Consider the following 18,441-nt stretch of genomic DNA (forward strand, 5'->3'; position numbering starts at 1 on the left):
GTCTGTTCGTCCGAACTGTCGGTATCACCCGGGCCACCATGAGGATCGGCCTTGCCAATATCGTCTATAATATGCGCCGCTTCCTTTTCCTCGAAAGATTGAACGCGAGCGCGTAGTCCTCCCACTGGCGATGGACCGTGATCTGCTCAAAACGCAGAGCGAAAGTCACCCCGGAAACCCTCAATCAAAGCGCTAAAAAACTAAAATCATCAGACAAGCGCATCAACAAACAGTTCTTCGATCCCTCCAGCTGCTCTATGTCGTTGCTTCGCGAGCCCGGAAAAACCTGCACCTGATTTCCGAGCGGGGCAGAACGAAGCGTTGGGGTGATGCGTATCTACCGACTGAAGTGCTCTCGGCCTTCAGCTTCGCCTATGACGCTACAGCTTGAGCCTTCCGACAGGCAGACCCTAGCCCCAACCGGCGCTACGGCTGCGCTGCCATTCCAGCGCCGGCGCTGGAGTTACAGACCGCCAACCCCATAGCGCCGTGAACGCAACGCATTCTGCCCCGCTTCCTTCGAGCTGACACGGGTAGGGGAGAACGCAAGCGGGTTCGTCAGTCCAAACCGGTTATGCACGCCTGACCCAACGACAGCTTGAGGCCCTAGTCTCCTAAAATTTGCCTTTCCGTAGTGTCCCGCAACCTCCGCGTTCGCGCGCCAATTCCCGCCGGATGAATGAATGGTGGTTCAGCCGAATCCTCACCCAAGAAGACATAATCCTGGTCCGGCGCAGTCCGCTTGATGAGATTCGAACTTCGACAGGGTAAAATGCATGTACAAGTCCGCTATCCGTCTTTGTTCGGCAGAGCGTCGGATGATTAATGTCGGCTTTCGGGAAACGCTCTCAACCGCCTGTATGTCCGACATATAGGCGTAAGCAGCAGGTCCGCTTCCGCCTACATTTCGGTCATAAACAGGGGCGTTTAAGTTTTTGGAAAGCAGACATGATCGATCAAGTGCGTACGAGTGTTTTGTAGTCAGATTCTGTAATGCCCATTGCCATGTAGGCGCGCTTGGTCTGGGCTTCCCTGATCGTATCCAGCGACAGTCCGTTTGCGAGCATGTCCTCAATTAGGTCGATATGCAGAGCTGCCAGAAGAGCGTGGGCGTTATAAAGGGCCGCACCCTCCGGCGGCGAGCCCGTCCCTTCCTCGATGAACCTCGCGGTCACCCCAAGCATCCAGCGATAATGCGGCGATTGCAGAATGCCCGGACCGAATTCGAGCGCCCGGATCAGGTGGCGGTTGTCGAGCTTGAACGTCAAGATCAGGTCAAGAAACGCTGCAAGACGCTGTTGCGGTAAGGTATCTTGCCGGAAAGGAGCCGCACCACTCTCCACGCTTGCCCGTAGAGCTTCGATCTTTGTGGCCCAGAGAGCGTCGAGCAATCCCGCGCGACTACCGAACGCGCGGAACAGTGTTCCCTTCCCGACACTGCATGCCGCCGCAATGGCATCCATGGTCACACGTTCAGGCCCATCAGCCTGTGCAAAGAGGATATCGGCGGCCTCAAGCATGCGGATCGTGGCGGTTGGCGGCCGTCCGCGACGAACTACTTGATTTTCGGACTTGTGGTCCGATATATAATGTAAATCTGGACTCATGGTCCGGAAATCATATCAAGGAAGCACCATGTCACCAACATCCGAACTGCCAGACTGGCTCGAAAATGCACTGGACGCACTTCGCGCAGGTGATATCGCGGGCTGGATGGCGATCTACGCAGCCGACGCATGCCATGAATTTCCGTTCGCGCCCGAGGGCGCCCCGCGTAAGCTGATCGGACGGGACGCCATTGCGGCCTATATGGCCCATCTGCCATCTATAATCCGGTTCGGCGCGCTGAGCGACATTCGCGTCCGTAGCGCTGGCAACGAACTGATTGTTGAGGCAACGGGCCATCATGAACGCGTTGTCGACGATAGCACAAAGAGCTTGTCCTACGTCTGGTTCATCGAAAGGCGTGACGCGAAGGTCACTCGGATACGCGACTATATGAACCCGCTTCAGCTTGCAGCGATTGTCTCAGACTGAATGACACAAGCTGGCATGGCGTCCCCAGAAGACTAACTGTCGGAACGGACGGCTTGAATGGGGCTGCTCTCGCCTACATCTCGGACAATCCGAAATACAAACAACTGATCTTAAAGCGGATGACGCTGCCCAATCTTGCCTGGGTCATTTTTATTTTCTCAGGCGAGTATCCATGCACGACGGGTTCAGTTCGATCCGAACTAACGTTTCCTCTCTGAAGACTTGATGAAACGCGTGGTGAGCAACAGAGCGCCATGGAATAACGCAAGCAATCCAAATGTTTCGGCGTAAGCCTCCGATGCGACATGGGATGGAGCGATTGTCGCAAGCCGCCACCCGAGGAATGTGGCGCACGCTGTGATCAATGTCGGTCCCCCAATCCTTTGCATGATGTTCAGCGCAGTCGTTGCCATCGGAATATCTGGGCGTGCGATCGAAGCATATCCCACGCTCATCGCCGGAATACCGACAGCGCCCCCACCTCCGCCACGCAGCAACAATGCTAAGGCGAGCAGGACGACGCTCAGACCGTTATAGGCGAGCAACGCTAAAATCAGTGTGCCAACAAAGGACAAAAGAGCCCCGCAACCGGTCAGATCGCGCGCGTCAAACCGGTCACTCAGACGGCCAATGAGCGGATAGACGCACATCATCCCCAGACCCAGGGGTGCCATGAACAGGCCCGTCCGCTCGGGCGAGACACCGCAGGCGTGAATCAGCCATACGGGTAGAAGCATCTGACCAGCGAACGACACCCCGTTCGTCAGAAACATGATGATCGCCGACACCGAAAAGGCAGGCGCACGCAGCAGGCGCAGGTCGATCAGCGCGTCATCGCCCTTGCGTCGCGCGGATCTGACATACAGGACGAACAGCACGAGGGACGCGCCTAAAGTCGCCTGTCCATAAAGCCGGGCGACATGATCCATGCCGTAAAGAAACGAGACGAGCGCGGGAGCGAGAAATCCTAGCCCTGTCAGGTCAAGTGGACGGGGGCGCTCGTCATGCCGATCGTGAGGGAGAAACAGAACGGCAAGAGCAAAAGCCGCAAGCCCGACCGGCACATTGAGAAGAAAGATCCATCGCCAGGACGCGATGGAGAGAATTGCACCGGCGACGACGGGTCCAAGAAGCGGCGCGAGCAGAACAGGTGCCGTCATTGCGCTCGCGACCCTCGGCATCTGTCGGCCCGCCACACGAGCTACCGTCATCTGCGCCATAGGGGCGAGCAGTCCGCCCGCCATGCCTTGCAGTAGCCGGAATACGATCAGGGACGGTGCAGACCACGCTAGTGCGCACAGGCCTGATGTCAGCGTGAAGGCACCGAAGCACCATAAATAGACTGCTCGCCCCCCGAGGCGACTTACAAGCCATCCATTCAGCGGCAACGTCAGGGCGAGTGCCAGCAGATAGCCGCTGACCACCCACTGTATGTGTGAAAACGGCGCGTGCAGGGTCGCGACAAGATCGGGGAGCGACACATTGACGATCGTGGCGTCCAGTTGCGCCATGAAAGATCCGACCGCCGCGACGCTCACGATTTTCCAGGTGCCCGGAGGCAGTTGATCCGAACCCTGGGATGGCAACGATGTTCTGGTGTTCATGAACGATCTCGCCGGGAACCGTGAGACGCGCAGACATCCACCATGCGCTTACGCGTCCAGTGCGATTGCGTCGCTTGTCGTCACGCGGCCAAGGCGGGGGAAAATCTCCTCGCAGGCAAAGCGCTGCATCTCTTCGGTGAATGTGGACATGACATCCGTGGCGAGCACGACGTTATATCCATGCTCATGAGCCGCCCTGGCGGTAGATTCCACGCCCAGATTGGTCGCGATTCCGCCCAGCACAATGGTCGAGATACCGCGTCGTCTTAACTGAAGATCGAGATCCGTGCCGTAGAAGGCACCCCATTGCCGCTTCGTGACACACAGATCGGTCGGTTCGGCAAGCCCGTCGACCAGTTCAGCCCAGTCTGGTGCGAAGCCGCCAGGCGGTGAAAAGGAGCGATCGACGACCGCATGAACGGCATCCGCGAAATCTGGAGAAAATGCTACATTTACCAGAATGACCGGAGCGCCAGCAGCCCGGAAACGCGCCGTGAGTTCTTTCGATCGCTCAACAATCAAAGCACCCGGTGTCGGAGCCAGGGGAAGCCCCGTAATGCCCTTCTGGAGATCGATCAGGACGAGAGCCGTCTTGGTGGCTTGAAGCGAAATCATGGAGAAACATCCCTGTCGGCGTTAGAACCGCCATCCCGAACCATTGTCCGGAACACGCGGAAACGTTAGTAAGTTGAGTAGGTACTCAAGGAGGAGCATTATTTGAGGATGGACTCAAATTCGTCAAGAGGTAAACGGACGTCCCTTCAGCCGATGCGCGCGGCTGGGCGTCAGCGCGTCGAGGAGTTACTGGAGGCCGCGTCTGACCTCATGGCGGAACGAGGGTATGAGGCGACAACCATGGCGGAGATCGCCGCGCGCGCCGGGGCGAAGATCGGTTCGCTCTATCGCTTCTTTCCAAACAAAGAGGCTGTGGCGGACGCTTTGGTGCAGCGGCATATCGCCGTTCTGGAAGACGAATACGCGGCACTCGCCAAACGTGCCGCCACACTATCCCCGGACGCTCTGGCAGACGTTCTGATCGAACTGCTTGTCACGCTTCATCCTCGCGTGAAATCCCTGTCTGCGCTGATGGAGGCACGGACTGACAAGATGGAGATCCGTGATCGTGCACGAGGACATGCCATAGCCGGAATTGCGGCAGCGTTGCGTGTCTGTGCGCCAGGGTTGGATGAAGCACTGGCGAGAGATATTGCTGCGGTCGTTCTAAACATTATGAAAGTGCTGCGCAGCATGCTGGCGAAGGACGCCCCCACGACATCTGGCGCGCCTGACGAATTGCGACAGATGCACCGTCTCTATCTAACGGACCGGCTGCGGCCGTTTCGGCGTACTCCAGACGGTATAACGGACGCAGAGCCATAATTTTGCGGATTGGTGCAGCCAGGGTTTCAAACGCCAATTTCATCGCCTCCCAAGTGAGGAGGCTAAATGGATGCGAGAAAATCGGGGAGAACTAACACAGTTTTGACGCGAAAATCTCGTGCCCGGCAATGGCCGATTGCTTAGCAGGTAGGCGGCAGTCGCCTCTTTTAAGACATTCATTGACCTTGAAAGTCTGCCCGTAGCCAGACACTGTTTACGGCGATAAAGTCACTCCACGCTACGAGCGTGCATCATGCTGACTATGCCTGCCGAGCACGGTTTTATGAGCCAGCCGATCTTTCTCTTCGCATCAGACTTTCACGAGTTTGATGGCGCGCTCGGGACAGGCCTTTACACAGAGACCGCAGGCACGGCACTGATCGGCATGAGGCGTATACGCGACCATTCCGCCATGAACATGGCTTTTGATCTTTCCGACGAATGAGAGCTTCCGATAGTCCGAATTGTCGATCTTTCGTACTTCGAAAACATTGTAAGGACACACGGCGACACAGGCGTCTTTTCCCTCACAGCGATTGAAATCCACAATCGGGACGACCAGCCTTGTTCGACTCTCTTCCAGGCATTTAGGTGTGCTCATTGCTTTTTCCCCGTTTCCGGTCGTTTCGATACCGTTCATTTGACGCTCTGCTGCAAATTCCGATTTTGGCGAAGTTCCCGCGCGAACATCTCAAGCGTAGTCGTCGGCCTCCCCAGTTTTTCCCACGTCTCCCCGGCGTAAAACGGATCTTCGTGATCTCCGAAATAGGCGAACAGATGCGCCACGAACTTCATTTTCGGGTTGAAAAGGCCAATCATCCGCATAACCCAGAGTGGCGCCACGCGAATTTTGAGAGAGGGATCGTAGTTTTTTACAAAACGCTTCAGCGCCTGTCTGACGGAGATCGCTTCCGGTCCCTGTACCGGGCAATGTTCTGGCATTGCCTGAGGATTCTGAAACGCCTCGACCACCCATCGTGCGTAATCCGCGGCACTGATCCACCAGATTTTGACGCGCGTATTCCCAATCCACTGAATCGCACGTCCGCTGATCATGAAAGGCAGCAACTCCATGAAATGGGTCGGCGCGAAGAAGGTATGCCGGATGCCGGTGTCCGCAATGCTCCTGTGCCCTTCCATACGGATAATATTGGGCACGACATTCTGTTTGATGTTTGTGAGCGCCGGTGGATAAGCACCAAGAGCACCGATCTTGGCAATATACCGGATATCCAGCCCCTGTATGGCCGTCATCAGGTTTTGCACACCTTCGCGCTCTTCATAAAAGAGAAGATTCGGGTCTGCCGTTTCGGTCGCGAGATTGATGTAGAGCGCGTCTACCCCGTTGAGCGCTGCGTGTAGGCTTGGAACATCCCGCAGATCGGCCTGAACGATCTCGACAGTATCCGGAAGCATCCTGCGTGCCTTATCTGGCGAGCGAACGATAGCACGAACTTCGAAATGTCTGGATAGTTCGGTTGTAACCGGTGCCCCAAGTCGGCCTGTCGCACCAATGACAGCTATTTTTCTGATCGGTTTCATGGTGTGTCCTGATCCATGGATGCAAAAGTTGTTCTGAGTTTCTCAGGGTCGTAATGCCGGTTTATGGCGGTGTTGCTGAGGCCGATCCCGCGCAGCAGGAAACGGACCGTGTTTTCGACCAGCTTGTCGCGTGTCACGCCATATTCGACGACCGTGATGTCGGGCAGGCTAATCAGATGCAGCGTGTTCGCCAGATGATGGACGAACCAGATTTCGGCACTGCCGGTCTGAACACCGTCCTCCATATCGCCAGCGTCCTGCGCAACCCGGAAAGATCGTTCGAAAACGCCGATCCAGGGCTTCACATGCCGATCGAGGAAAGCCTTTGCGAACTGTCCGTCGCCCAGCAGACTGGCCGTGACAAGCCGTTTGGTATCATCGTGAGACTGCGTATCCCCGATGCCCGGAAAGACCGCCTGCACGAGCAGGGCAACACCTTTGACCAGTGTTGCCGTCGAAGGCGCTGCTTCGGCAAGAAGACGGCTACCGACGGCGTTGGCTTCTACGCAATGAGATTCAAGTTCCGCGTAAAGCTCCTCCTTACTGGCAAAGTGCCGGTAAAGAAGGGCCTCGGAGACACCCGCCGCTCTCGCGATCTCTTTTGTGGTCGCCCCCTCCCGACCAAGCCGGGCGAAAACGGGGGCTGCTGCTGACAGGATCGCCTGCCTGCGATCCGTCGCGGAAAGTCTGGAAGGGCGTGAGGGCATGGTTTCTCCTTACAGAGAACTCCTAAGTGAGTATTCACTTACATGCAAGCGCCTTATGACACCTCGCTGTATATGACCAGGAGCGGACCGTCGGCCTTCCCCCCAGAGCAGCTCATCCCCAGACACGGACTTTGCCGTGACATCTAAAGGGAGGGATTCAGTAGCTACGGCAAGGCGATAGAGGCAGCAGTTATTTTATTCGATCTTCATCGTGGGAAGTGGAGCATCGATCTCTTGCCCAGAGAACGATACTGGATTTTGACAGGCGTTGTTAACCTGCAAGCTGAAGATATCAGGACGGGCATAATGCCCCGCCACGTCGAGGTCATATTTCCCCCGGATGACATCATCCAGATCAATGTCCGCCGTAATGATGGCTTCACGATCATAGATTGGGCCTGCGATGATTTCTCCGAGCGGATTGACGATCACGCTTCCGCCACGAATGAGCACGGTTTCCGGGTTGTTACCCTGATGACAGGTATAATTTTCCGGCGCATCCGAGCGTGTCATGTACTGACAGGCACTGAGCACAAACGTCCGTCCTTCATACGCAATATGCCGCATGGACGCCTGCCAGATATCGCGCTCATCCACCGTAGGCGCACACCAGAGACTGATGCCCCGAGCATACATGCTCTGGCGTAGGTCCGGCATGTAATTTTCCCAGCAGATCGCAGCCCCGATACGTCCGATCTCTGTTTCGAATACCGGAATGGTCGAACCGTCTCCCTTTCCCCAGACCAGTCGTTCGGTGCCGGTCGGCATCAGCTTGCGATGTTTGCCAAGAAGTGTCCCATCCGGCCCAAAGAAGAGCGCCGTACAATACAACGTCGCCCTATCTCGTTCGATAACCCCAACAACGAGATGGGCCTTCATCTTCGCTGCGAAAGAGCCAATCCGCGCTGTTTCTGCTCCCGGAACGTCAATGGCTGACTTCCAGTATCGAAGGTAATCCTCACGCCCTTCAGGGAAGCGGCTTCCAAGAACAGCGCCGAAACTCAGCCCTTTTGGATATCCACCAATATACGCCTCGGGAAAGACTGCGAGTTCAACCCCCTGCGCTGCAGCGGCTTCGCAATGGGCCTCCATCCGATCCAGTGTCCGGGGAGTGTCAAAAAGACTGGTTCCCGCCTGAATAACGGCAACGCGACGCTGGCTCATGCCCGGCTCTCTCATGCATGTAGTGGATTACAGTGACAGAAAGAGTGGACTTTCTACCATTATCGGGCAAATTGATTGTTTTGATAGTCAAAATCACTATGGTCGATATTTCACGTCTTGATTTCAATCTGATCACTACCTTTCTGGCACTCTGGGAAGAACGCAGCGTCTCCCGAGCAGCAAAACGATTATCACTGAGCCAGTCAGCCGTCAGTGCGTCTTTGGGCCGCCTGAGGGAAGCGGCGGATGACCCTTTGTTCGTCCGCACCCGTGGGGGTATGCAGCCAACACTTCGGGCAATCGCTATGGCGGAACCGCTTCAGGGCGGGGTCGCTCTGATCCAGAACGCATTCTCGACTGTTACTGCCTTTGATCCCGCAACCAGCCGACAACATTTTTCCATAGGGATGTCTGACGATTTCCAGATTGCAATTGGGCCGCTAATCACAAAGCGGCTGGCAGAAGAAGCGCCTCGTGTTTCAGTGACATTCAGGCAGGCTAACACACACCGCGTGGAGGCCCTTTTTGAAGCGGGAGAAATCGACTTTGCTGTTGTCGCACAGCCGAATGTACGCTCCGGATTACAGCAGCAGGAGATCGGGCGGTCTGGTTATGCCTGCCTGCTTGATCCGGTCGCCTGCGACCTTACACTGCCGCTAACACTGACAGATTATCTGTCTCTGCCACATCTTCTGGTCTCGTTTTCAGGCCGGGAGGGCATTGTAGATCAAGCCTTGAAAAATCTTGGTCACTCACGACGGGTGCAATCGGCGCTGACACATTTCTCTGCCCTTCCTCCCTTCCTGATCGGGACGCGTGCCGTTGCCACACTACCAATTCATGCGGCCCAGAGCCTTGCGGCCGTTTCGGGCCTTACTGTCTGTGCGGCACCCATTGATTTGGGAGACTATTCTGTATCGGTCCTCTGGCAGCGAGCAGCTGATAATCTCTGGATGCGCCAGGTTGTAAGCGATGCCTTCCTAGCAATATCACCGGATTTGGAGGCAATCTATTCGGATTAATCTCGCATCGTGAATGTCCGATATCGGACAACAATAAACTGATAACCGACATTCGGCTTCCCCCCCCAATCATGACCCTCTAAACGTAACGTTCGGAAGCGATGGCAGCACGTGCGCAAAGTAGCGCGAAAGCTGCTCCTCCAACTCGTCAGAAGGGATAATTCCGGCGATGTAACCGTCAGGACGTACGAGCACCCAGTGACCGGGTTCGATCCCGTAAGCTTCAGCGATATCGCCCTCTTCATCGATGAGTTCATGCCCCACGCCAATTGTGACGATCCGAACCCCTGCAATGGCCGGCGGCCAGTCGCGTGTTTCGTAACCGAGCAAGGTCCAGTGTGGCCCATGAAAAACCGTGAACAGCCGTGTCGGTTGCCCCGCCTGTCCGCGACAGGGCGCATCAGGGGCGCGACCGCCCGCCTGCACTTTGCCGCTCACCGAACCGGGCACGTTCAATGATGAACCGCGATAGCCGAGGTCGAGCTGACGCGCTTCGCGATCACGTCGCATGATGCCCTGCTTGACTTCCCCTAGTAGCCGCGTCGAGAGACGCAGCATGTTTAATGCAATCGGTCGACGCTCCGCCTCGTAGCTGTCGAGCAACGCTTCCGGCGCCCCCGAGAGCACGGACGCCAGCTTCCAGCCGAGATTATAGGCGTCCTGAACGCTGGTATTGAGGCCCTGACCGCCGGTTGGCGGGTGAACATGCGCGGCGTCCCCCGCAAGGAAGACGCGCCCGATCCGATAGCGATCGGCCAGACGCGCACTCATCGTATAAACCGACGACCAGGAGACCGAACGGACCGTAATGTCCTCTCTGCCGGTCCGGTCTTCGATAAGCGCGGTCAGTCCGGCCGGAGACAGATCGACCTCTCCGTCCAGAGCCACAGGAGCCTGAATCTGGAACAGGTCCGTCCCCGCTAGCGGGCAGATCATCACCTGTGTTTCGGGTGAACCGAACTGGAACCGATGCCAGGCGAATCGATCCAACCCCTCCAGCCGCACATCGGCAACGATCGCACGCACGCCCAGTGCTGCTCCCGGAAAATCGATCGCCAAAGCATGGCGCACGAAACTGCGGCCACCATCAGTCCCGACGAGGAGCCGGGCGCGGATAACCTGCTCGCCGCCTTGCTGTTCGATCCTCGCCGTAACGCCATCATTGTCCTGCTGGAAACCGACCAACTGTGTCCCAAAATGTGGATGATGACCCAGTTCGGCAAGCCGCTCCCGCATGACGGCTTCGGTGACGAATTGTGGCAGCATCAGTGGTGCCGCATAGGGCTCCGCTGGGGTCGGAAAAACGTCCGCTTCCGTCAGAAGCGACATTTTATGGGTTCCATCAGGACGATACTGACAGAGCGGCGGATAAGGGCCGCCTGCCGCAGCCATACGATCGACGATGCCGAGATCCTCGAAAATCTCCATCGTGCGGGGCTGGATGCCCTTCCCGCGCGACCCGCTGAACGGCTGCGCGTTCTGCTCGATCAGTCGGAACGAAATTCCACGTCGGGCGAGGTCGATGGCTAGTGTCAGGCCTGCAGCCCCCGCACCCGAGATCAGGACGTCTGTATCGAAAGACACTGGCAGCTCCGCGAATCAATGTGTAATATTCACATATATAGGCTCCGCATCGAAGGCAACAAAGAACGTGAATAATGCACATGATTCTGAGATCCTGCGGGGACTCCATGCCGCAATTATCGATCTGGTCGATGAAATCAACCGGCCGCGTCGGGATGATCGTCTGATCGAAGAAGCGGGTATTCCGCTGGATCGGGCCCTGTTTCCACTTCTGGCACGTGTATGGCGTTACGGTCCGATCGGTGTGGTCGAACTCGCGGATCGGACGGGCCGCGATCATACGACCATCAGCCGACAGATGAGCAAGCTGGAGGAACTGGGCCTCATTGAGCGCAAGCCGTCCGTAACGGACAGGCGTGTTCGCGAAGCAACAGTGACAGGGAAGGGACAGGAAATGGTCGACCTGCTCAATGCGGCGCGCGAGAGGCTGGCCAACCGCATTCTTGTCGACTGGACCGACGAAGATCTTGATCAGTTAAGGTTGCTTCTGCGCCGCTTCGCTGATGACCTGATGCGGTGATGTTCGCCCAGGCTTCTGCGCTCCGTTCGTTCGTCCGGGTGGTTTAGTCGTACGGGCCAGCAATAACCCTTTGGATTGCACCGAAACTGAACAGGCCTTGTCGCCGCGTCAGGCAAAGGCTGATTTAACGACACGATGTCCGTTCTGATTGACCTGAACCTCCAAACCGGACGTTCCGCTTCCCCCGCCAAAGCTGCCAGTTTTCTTAGACCTATTAAGCGAACAAGCTGCAGTCGTCTTCTAACCGCTTTTGACGTTTATTGGCTTTATGCGGCGTCTTGCGCGAGAGCAGCACCCATACTGCACTCACAACCACCCGCGATATCGTTGTCTGGCAGCGGGCTTCCTCCGCCGCATCATCAAGGTCTCAGACTGGAGAAACAGACATGACCAGAGTTTTTTTATGGTGACAGCCGCGCCCTCGCCCGTGCCGAAGACCAGGGTTTCGTTCACTGTGTTCGCGACGACGCGTCTCTGGAGACGTTCCTCAAGGGAGAACACGACACGATCCTGGTGCATGCAGAGAGTGCAGAGGGCGTGATCCGCCGCTACCCTCGCCTCGCGAGCGCGAACGTTACGATCGAAGCCGCTGCCTAATCTGACGCTCAGAACGCCGGATCACACGCCGATCAGGGTGTCTATAGCCTCAGGCGTGTGATACCGGGCCGATAAAGCCCTTCGAACAGATCCCCGAGCGCCAGACGCCGCCGCAGCGTCAGACGTCGTTGGGCCACATGATACATCCGGTCATGCAGCAGATGACAGCGCTGACAAAGCGCGCGCAGATTGCGCAGCCGGTTGCTGGTGGGATCATGATTCAGGTGAGCTGCAGCCAGGGACACTTTTGTCGGGCGCGCCTGCAGAAGCTCGATCAGATCCGGAGGTGAGACCCGTCTGCCCCGACCGTTGAACCAGTGTCCCGTGTCCGGATGCTTCCATCGGCCATCCGGCAGCACCTGAAGGTAATGCCCATGCGGCCGACCGCAGCGCTGACAGATGCCCCCTGCCCGCTCAAACCTCACCTGTCGGCTCAGTTCAGGCCAGTTTGACGGGTAAAGCGGCTTCAGTTCCGGTCGGATCGGCATTCAGTCTTCGTTAACACATTTCCAGACATCGTTGGACAGTGTTTGTTCTCCACTCTACCCTGCCCCGGCTTCGTGCTATCAGGAGCCGGGTTCAGGTTTCGCGGAGGCTTCCTTGCTCAGCCATATTCACATTGCAGGCTCGGCAGACGCAGCCCGTGAGGCCCTTCTGGACCGGCTGGACCAGAAGACCCGACAGCAGCTTCCTGCCGGCAGTCTGGAAAACTCTGTTGCACTCCTGTCGACCGGTCGCTTCTCCCCTCGCCTGTCTCTGGTCATTCGCGGTATCGAGTACCGGCATAACCAATTTGCCGAGGACACGGTCCTGTCCACCACTGTGGAAACGGCTGAAGATGCACTGGCGATCGCCAGTGCCCATGTGACCACCCAGCCCTCCGGGCACGATCTGGCGATCGCTCTGGATCTCGAGCCCGATCCTGTCTTCGTTGCCTGGTTCAAGCCGAAAGCGATCAAGCGGCGCAAGGCAGGATCGCAGGCCGTCACACTAGCCCCTCTGGCCTCTCCCCTTGGTCAGCAGTCTGCGGCGGTCCTGCAGTGGTTCGATGCTCTGACCGACGAGGCGCTGCCCGACTATGATGGAACGCTGGTCACGGCGGAGCGCGCCTCGAAAACCTATTCCCGGGCGGCGAAGGCAATGAACACACGCCGGACCTATCGCTCCGCCGTGCGCTCCTGGTGCGCATGGGCGGCACGGCACGGGATTCCTGCCCTGCCCGCCCGCAGCGAGGACGTCGCCGCCTATCTGGCCGACCTCGCCCTGCAGAAGAAGCGACCAGCAACGGTGGATCTGCACCGAGCCGCACTGCGCTATCTGCACCATATCGCTCAGGTCCCCGTGCCGACCTCCCATGCCCTGGTGTCCGAGACTGTTGCCGGAATTCGCAGGACGTCGACGGGAAGCGCGTCCCGTCAGGTCAAGGGGCTGACCTGGGATCTCTTGGGCGAGGTCATCGAGCAGATCGATACCACCGAGCTCGTGGGGATCCGCGACAAGGCCATTCTTCTGCTCGGCTTTGCCGGCGCCCTCCGACGGTCCGAAGTGGCGTCGCTGTGCCTCGAGAACGTGGCGCTGGATGATGACGGGATGCGGATCCGGCTGGACCGTTCCAAGGGGGACCGGACCAGTCAGGGTGTCGAAGTCGCCATCCCACGCGGGATTACTGCCCTGTGCCCGGTTCGGGCCTATGAAGGCTGGCTTCGGAGCGCGAAACTGGCCGACGCCAAGGGACCGGTCTTCCGGCGCGTGTGGCTTCCGCCTGCTGCCGAGGCCGGTCAGCCCCCTGCCCTGCCCGCCATGGGTTCAGAGGCGCTGTCTGACCGGTCTGTGGCCCGCATCATTCAGAAGCGCTGCCTGGATGCGGGACTGACAGGCGATTTCAGTGGGCACAGTCTTCGACGCGGAGCGATCACCACAGGAGCTCGTGACGGCGCGGATCTAGTCTCACTCAAGCGTTTCTCCAGGCACCAGACTTTCGGCGTGGTGGAGAAATATATCGAGGTCCAGGATGCTATGACCAAACATCCTGGACGAAGTCGGTTTTGACGTCATGCTACCTGAAGGCGACTATCTGTTTCACACTGTTAGATGTGTTCACTGCCTACCATCGAATCGTGCGCCGCTGTCGATGTGTTCGTTCCCGACCATGAAAAACCGCCAAAAGTTGTGTTTAATGCTTTCCGCTGGCGGCAGGGTTTTCCCTGTGTTTGTTGCCTACCGGCACGGTTTTCTTCAGGCGGTTCGCGTTAAAAGCCAAGATCGGTGAAGTGTTTTCTGCCTACGGCGCTAATTTAGGGAAAAAAAACAAGAAGTTTTTTCAGTGGTTTACGGAGTTATCAACGTGTTCTCTGCCGACGAAACAATATAATAACAATATAATTTTTTTATTGTTAAGTCGGCAAAAAACACAACCACGCTACGTGACGCAGGTAGGCACCGAACACATCTGGGAGGGAAAGCAACGAACACATCGACAAGGCCCTAATGATGTGTGTTTCTGAGCTTATTGAGGATCTGCTGGAAATCGCATTATGCACTCTAACGCTAAGTCACAGCACGATCTGTTCAGATCAATCCACGAGCTAGTGGAAGTACATGGCCCTCAAGACGCTATCAAAATCGCTCAGAGCCATTCGCTAGAAAAAGATAGCGAAGCGTCCGCTCTGACTGACCCGATACTTGAAGTCGTTGCAGGCAGATCCGGGCGTAAGATTGTAGACGCTGCCGCGTCATCTTTGGTTCGCGAAATCGAGGGTGGCAGTTCAATAGGTTATAGTTATAGCGCATGGTGTCTTGCCGGTCTTCCCCACCGAGAACGAAAACCAGGTGAAGACTGGCTAATAAAAACGGACTTTGCTCAGTTGCTAGTTCGACCAGGGGTTCGACTGCGAGATGACGATTCAACTGAAAAACTGTCAGTTCCGTGCGGGACAATCGCTAGGTTGCTCTTGATCGACTGGCAGTCCGAGGCTCTTGAAACGGGGTCACGGGAAATCTCGCTAGCAAAATCTCCTGCGTCGTTACTCAAAAGGATGGGACTTAGTCGCGGAGGTCCTATTAGCAAAAAACTGGTCGAGCAAATCGAAAGGCTGGCGACCTGCACCGTTGACTTTAAATTTGGAAACGACCGCGAAGGCGTTGTCGTCAATGAACGTCTCGTTGAGTCGTTTCGTTACGTTGGGGAGGTAGACCCCAGAACGAAAAGAAATACTCGCATGATTGAAACAGTCGTGTTGTCGGAGGCCTTCTATCGGGAGCTGCGAAGGCATCCCATTCTTATCGACCGCGCGGCAATTCGTGACATACAGAACTCGCCAAGAGCTATCGATGCGTATCTTTGGTTAGCTTTCCGATTACACGCCCTGCAAGGGGATACCCCTGTAGGCTGGGGTTCGCTGTGGAAGCAGTTCGGAACCGAATTTAAAACTCTCAAATCGTTTAAGGCTGAGTTCAAGGAACCTTTGGGGCTTGCCCTCGCCGCTTATCGTTCTGCAAAGGTCGCTGTGACCGAGCGAGGGCTCGTATTATCGCCCTCCCCGCCTCCCATTTCCTCCTAGTTCTTGGCTTTATCCTTTTCGGTCGTCTGTGCTTTAAACCGCTCATAAAGATCAGGAACTGCAGTCATAACAAAGCTTGCAAATTCTGATGCGTCAGCCGACTTGAATACAAGATTTGTGGCCCGCTTTTTTGCCTCCAGATCTATCGTGAGGACTTTGTCGGTCGACACCCAACTCGCTGTTGGAGCAGCTTTATTCACCGGCCTAATGCTCTGCTTTTCCAACTGGCGCGCTTGCCTTGCTCGATCCTGTACCTGATCAAGTAGCTCGGCGAATTTATCTACATCCTCCGTTTTGCCGGAAGCCCTAATAAACGTTTCCCACGATGTCTGATTTGGCGACGCCTTGAGACTTTCGGCCAGCTCTTGCCAGCGTGGGCGGCCAATAGTCGGACAAGGTCCAAGCCACTCAATTAAGATATGCGGGATAGCTTCGGACACCGAGAGCATGCGCGATAGCGTTGTTTTGTCGGTGCTAAGAGCAGCCATAATTGTAGAGCGTTCATATCCTCGTTTAAGGAGGCTGTGGGCAAATGTCGCTCTTTCAATGAAGGAGAGATCCGCCCTCGCGCTATTTTCCTGCCCCTGAGCGATAATGAGGTCGTGGTCCGATAATTCCTTCACAGCGGCTTTGACACTCAAGCCCAACTCACGGCAAGCGCGTAGACGACGGTGGCCATAAGCGGTTTGATAATGACCCGCTTTAGTGGGGTGCGGGCGGACCAGAATTGGAGAGAGCTGTCCTGTGCTCTTAATCGCGTCTCGTAGCTGAAGGTATGCCTCCTCATTGCCAGGCATACGATCTGAGACAAAGGACGTCTCGACGAGGTCTGGCGAGAGCTCGATGATGGTCGCTCCTGTCTTTAGGAGAATTTCTAGCTCAGCGGCTTCGTCTGCCTTTTGGCGAAGAGACCCAAGGCTCTTTGCTACTGACCCCAGTGCTCCGCTACTGCGATAGGACCCTGATAACGATGTCGGTGAGGGCGCTTGCGTTTTGCTCGGAGCCGACGATTGCGCGGAGACCAGACTACCCAAATTATGCTTTCTTGCCATTGTTCTCGTTCCCTATTTGCATTTTCGTGCAGAAGTTCTGCGAAATCCGAATTGGTGTGCAATTTGGTTGACAGCTGCCAACTTTTGACGCGACCAGCCATTAGTTGACAGCTGTCAACTTCGGCGTCCCCCTGCCACGGAGGTCAGCTTTTGCGACCCCACGCCCTAAAAATCAGGTCCCTAATCTCGCCATTAACGGCGTTTACAGATTCAAGCGCACGATCGTAGGTTGAGCCGGTAAATTGCTTGCGCTCGATCTCGAACAGCGTCTGCTTGGTGATTGCTGCGTCAGAGACAGCGGTGCTTTTCAACATCGGATTGGTGAGAACGTGATCCCCAAACACCGTCCGCATAAATCCGGACATCTGCGTTTGGGGGCCATCAGAAGGTTCGTAACGCGTAAGAAGATACCGGACCCAGTCATAAGACACGTTTGCACCAGCGTCGCGCAGATGTGTCATTACGTCGCCCATCATGAGCAGAAACTGACACATCGACATTACATCTAGCATTTGAGGGTGCACAGTTACGAGAAGCCCTGTTGCTGCGCACACAGCAGACATGGTGAGATAGCCAAGCTGAGGCGGGCAATCGATGACTATTACGTCGTAGTTCTCCTCGACGTCCTGAAGGGCTTCGTCGACACGTGAGAAAAAGATTGCGCCAGCTTGGTCAGAAGACGCCAACAGCCGAGGCGTCTCATACTCGAACTCCATGAGCTCAATGTTTCCTGGTACGATATCTAATCCCGGAAAGTTCGTATTGCGTACGAGATCCGACAGTGGACGCCGCTCGTCATCATAGCGAATGGCTCCATATAATGTCTCATTCGCATGGACATCGAACTCTGGCTGAAAGCCATGTAGCGCCGAAAGGCTAGGTCACGTTGACAAAAGACCTAATCCAGAGCCTTGCTGCGGCGATATTGAGGAAACTCATGAAGGACAGGGCGGTCTTGTCGTATCGGGTCGCGATACGGCGCATCTGCTTGAGTTTGTTGAACATCCGTTCGATGCGGTTGCGCTCCCTGTAACGGCGCCAGTCTGTTTTCTGTGGAGCACTGCGGCCTTTGCGTGATGGAATAACCGGCAGGATCCCATGGATCAGCAAGTCCAGGCGGAAGCTGTCACTGTCATAGCCCCGATCAGCCAGCATGGCTTTGGGGGACGGGACAGGCAGCTTCATCAGGGCGTCTGTGGCTTTGTAGTCCGAGACCTGACCTCCGGTAAGGACAAAGCCAAGAGGGCGTCCCTGATTGTCACATCGGGCATGGATCTTGCTCGTAAAGCCGCCGCGTGACCGACCAAAAGCTTCCGCATGAGTCCCCCTTTTGCCCCAGTAGCCTGTGAATGGGCACGAACCACGGTACTGTCGAGCATATGCTGCCAGTCATCGGTCAGGCCGAGGTCTACCAGGGTTTGCAGCAGGGCATCCCACACGCCCTGTTCAGCCCAACGGCGAAACCGGACATAAACGGAGTTCCATTTGCCGTAGCGTTCATGCATGTCCCGCCACGGACAACCGACGCGCAGGACATACAACATACCATTGAGAAACCGGCGGTTATCTCCGGACGGGCGCGCCCAACGTCCACGCTCAGAAGGCAGAAGCGGACCAATCATTGCCCATTCCTGATCCGTCAGATCGCCTCGTGCCATGCCCGCTCCACCGT

The 18,441-nt window shown here is 56.5% G+C and carries 16 protein-coding genes and 3 pseudogenes; 7 read left to right on the plus strand and 12 right to left on the minus strand.

Annotation, left to right across the window (positions count from 1 at the left end; genetic code table 11):
• Positions 1–116, plus strand: a pseudogene (locus tag KP701_RS10860) (IS5/IS1182 family transposase); the annotation flags it as partial.
• A gap of 840 nt (positions 117–956) precedes the next feature.
• On the opposite strand, the gene KP701_RS10865 reads toward KP701_RS10860, so the two are convergent.
• Positions 957–1,607, minus strand: coding sequence for a TetR/AcrR family transcriptional regulator (locus tag KP701_RS10865; RefSeq protein ID WP_249211509.1), 651 nt, complete (start codon positions 1,605–1,607; stop codon positions 957–959).
• A gap of 28 nt (positions 1,608–1,635) precedes the next feature.
• On the opposite strand from KP701_RS10865, the gene KP701_RS10870 reads away from it, so the two are divergent.
• Positions 1,636–2,037, plus strand: a complete 402-nt coding sequence (locus KP701_RS10870; RefSeq protein ID WP_062454540.1) for a nuclear transport factor 2 family protein — start codon at positions 1,636–1,638, stop codon at positions 2,035–2,037.
• Between the two features lie 200 nt (positions 2,038–2,237).
• Here KP701_RS10870 and KP701_RS10875 read toward each other — a convergent pair whose 3' ends face one another.
• Together KP701_RS10875 and KP701_RS10880 are read right to left on the minus strand one after the other, a co-directional pair.
• A complete protein-coding gene (locus tag KP701_RS10875; RefSeq protein WP_215747222.1) occupies positions 2,238–3,641 on the minus strand; it encodes a DHA2 family efflux MFS transporter permease subunit in 1,404 nt (467 codons plus the stop codon).
• Positions 3,642–3,689: 48 nt separating this feature from the next.
• Complete coding sequence (locus KP701_RS10880; RefSeq protein ID WP_011251459.1) at positions 3,690–4,256, minus strand: hydrolase; 567 nt, start codon at positions 4,254–4,256, stop codon at positions 3,690–3,692.
• A 108-nt stretch (positions 4,257–4,364) separates the two neighbouring features.
• Between KP701_RS10880 and KP701_RS10885 the strand changes: the two genes are divergently transcribed.
• The gene (locus KP701_RS10885) at positions 4,365–5,021 is read left to right on the plus strand and encodes a TetR/AcrR family transcriptional regulator (protein ID WP_215747223.1); all 657 of its coding nucleotides are present in this window, start codon (positions 4,365–4,367) and stop codon (positions 5,019–5,021) included.
• Between the two features lie 310 nt (positions 5,022–5,331).
• Here the strand turns inward: KP701_RS10885 and KP701_RS10890 are convergent, their stop codons facing one another.
• From KP701_RS10890 to KP701_RS10905, 4 genes are all read right to left on the minus strand, one after another.
• On the minus strand, positions 5,332–5,661 hold the full coding sequence (locus KP701_RS10890) for a ferredoxin family protein (RefSeq protein ID WP_207855217.1): 330 nt from the start codon (positions 5,659–5,661) through the stop codon (positions 5,332–5,334).
• Positions 5,658–6,563 (minus strand): SDR family oxidoreductase, encoded by a 906-nt coding sequence (locus KP701_RS10895; RefSeq protein WP_215747224.1) that lies wholly within the window; start codon positions 6,561–6,563, stop codon positions 5,658–5,660. Before KP701_RS10895 ends, KP701_RS10890 begins: the two co-directional genes overlap by 4 nt.
• On the minus strand, positions 6,560–7,270 hold the full coding sequence (locus KP701_RS10900; RefSeq protein WP_211566915.1) for a TetR/AcrR family transcriptional regulator: 711 nt from the start codon (positions 7,268–7,270) through the stop codon (positions 6,560–6,562). The genes KP701_RS10895 and KP701_RS10900 overlap by 4 nt, the downstream gene beginning before the upstream one ends.
• Positions 7,271–7,465: 195 nt before the next feature.
• Positions 7,466–8,434, minus strand: coding sequence for a carbon-nitrogen hydrolase family protein (locus tag KP701_RS10905; protein WP_211566914.1), 969 nt, complete (start codon positions 8,432–8,434; stop codon positions 7,466–7,468).
• A gap of 32 nt (positions 8,435–8,466) precedes the next feature.
• On the opposite strand from KP701_RS10905, the gene KP701_RS10910 reads away from it, so the two are divergent.
• Positions 8,467–9,456, plus strand: coding sequence for a LysR family transcriptional regulator (locus KP701_RS10910; RefSeq protein ID WP_371818954.1), 990 nt, complete (start codon positions 8,467–8,469; stop codon positions 9,454–9,456).
• Positions 9,457–9,525: 69 nt separating this feature from the next.
• Here KP701_RS10910 and KP701_RS10915 read toward each other — a convergent pair whose 3' ends face one another.
• Entirely contained in the window at positions 9,526–11,040 is a 1,515-nt protein-coding gene (locus KP701_RS10915; protein WP_215747225.1) for an FAD-dependent oxidoreductase, read from the minus strand.
• Between the two features lie 67 nt (positions 11,041–11,107).
• Between KP701_RS10915 and KP701_RS10920 the strand changes: the two genes are divergently transcribed.
• Positions 11,108–11,560, plus strand: a complete 453-nt coding sequence (locus KP701_RS10920; protein ID WP_215747226.1) for a MarR family transcriptional regulator — start codon at positions 11,108–11,110, stop codon at positions 11,558–11,560.
• Positions 11,561–12,198: 638 nt separating this feature from the next.
• Here the strand turns inward: KP701_RS10920 and KP701_RS10925 are convergent.
• The gene (locus KP701_RS10925) at positions 12,199–12,645 is read right to left on the minus strand and encodes a hypothetical protein (RefSeq protein WP_215747227.1); all 447 of its coding nucleotides are present in this window, start codon (positions 12,643–12,645) and stop codon (positions 12,199–12,201) included.
• Positions 12,646–12,757: 112 nt separating this feature from the next.
• Here KP701_RS10925 and KP701_RS10930 point away from each other — a divergent pair, with 112 nt between their 5' ends.
• Both KP701_RS10930 and KP701_RS10935 read left to right on the plus strand, forming a co-directional pair.
• Positions 12,758–14,206: a site-specific integrase gene (locus tag KP701_RS10930; protein ID WP_215747228.1), complete on the plus strand. Its 1,449-nt coding sequence runs from the start codon at positions 12,758–12,760 to the stop codon at positions 14,204–14,206.
• 485 nt (positions 14,207–14,691) lie between these two features.
• Complete coding sequence (locus KP701_RS10935) at positions 14,692–15,717, plus strand: replication protein RepA (protein ID WP_215747229.1); 1,026 nt, start codon at positions 14,692–14,694, stop codon at positions 15,715–15,717.
• Here the strand turns inward: KP701_RS10935 and repB are convergent.
• From repB to KP701_RS16300, 3 genes and pseudogenes are all read right to left on the minus strand, one after another.
• Entirely contained in the window at positions 15,714–16,769 is a 1,056-nt protein-coding gene (gene repB, locus KP701_RS10940) for a plasmid partitioning protein RepB (RefSeq protein WP_215747230.1), read from the minus strand. The genes KP701_RS10935 and repB overlap by 4 nt on opposite strands.
• A 143-nt stretch (positions 16,770–16,912) precedes the next feature.
• Positions 16,913–17,635, minus strand: a pseudogene (gene repA / locus KP701_RS10945) (plasmid partitioning protein RepA); the annotation flags it as partial.
• Between the two features lie 10 nt (positions 17,636–17,645).
• Positions 17,646–18,400: pseudogene (locus KP701_RS16300) on the minus strand (IS5 family transposase); the annotation flags it as partial.
• Positions 18,401–18,441 lie beyond the last annotated feature (41 nt).

Origin of the sequence: Gluconobacter sp. P1C6_b (assembly GCF_018811945.1) — a bacterium.
GTDB lineage: Bacteria > Pseudomonadota > Alphaproteobacteria > Acetobacterales > Acetobacteraceae > Gluconobacter.

Excerpts from the sequence above, each read along its gene's own strand:
- KP701_RS10900 (WP_211566915.1), bottom strand. The coding sequence starts at position 7,270 with ATGCCCTCACGCCCTTCCAGACTTTCCGCGACGGATCGCAGGCAGGCG.
- KP701_RS10905 (WP_211566914.1), bottom strand. The coding sequence starts at position 8,434 with ATGAGCCAGCGTCGCGTTGCCGTTATTCAGGCGGGAACCAGTCTTTTT.
- KP701_RS10875 (WP_215747222.1), bottom strand. The coding sequence starts at position 3,641 with ATGAACACCAGAACATCGTTGCCATCCCAGGGTTCGGATCAACTGCCT.
- KP701_RS10865 (WP_249211509.1), bottom strand. The coding sequence starts at position 1,607 with ATGAGTCCAGATTTACATTATATATCGGACCACAAGTCCGAAAATCAA.
- KP701_RS10885 (WP_215747223.1), top strand. The coding sequence starts at position 4,365 with ATGGACTCAAATTCGTCAAGAGGTAAACGGACGTCCCTTCAGCCGATG.
- KP701_RS10925 (WP_215747227.1), bottom strand. The coding sequence starts at position 12,645 with ATGCCGATCCGACCGGAACTGAAGCCGCTTTACCCGTCAAACTGGCCT.
- KP701_RS10935 (WP_215747229.1), top strand. The coding sequence starts at position 14,692 with ATGCACTCTAACGCTAAGTCACAGCACGATCTGTTCAGATCAATCCAC.
- KP701_RS10895 (WP_215747224.1), bottom strand. The coding sequence starts at position 6,563 with ATGAAACCGATCAGAAAAATAGCTGTCATTGGTGCGACAGGCCGACTT.
- KP701_RS10870 (WP_062454540.1), top strand. The coding sequence starts at position 1,636 with ATGTCACCAACATCCGAACTGCCAGACTGGCTCGAAAATGCACTGGAC.
- KP701_RS10890 (WP_207855217.1), bottom strand. The coding sequence starts at position 5,661 with ATGAACGGTATCGAAACGACCGGAAACGGGGAAAAAGCAATGAGCACA.
- KP701_RS10880 (WP_011251459.1), bottom strand. The coding sequence starts at position 4,256 with ATGATTTCGCTTCAAGCCACCAAGACGGCTCTCGTCCTGATCGATCTC.
- repB (WP_215747230.1), bottom strand. The coding sequence starts at position 16,769 with ATGGCAAGAAAGCATAATTTGGGTAGTCTGGTCTCCGCGCAATCGTCG.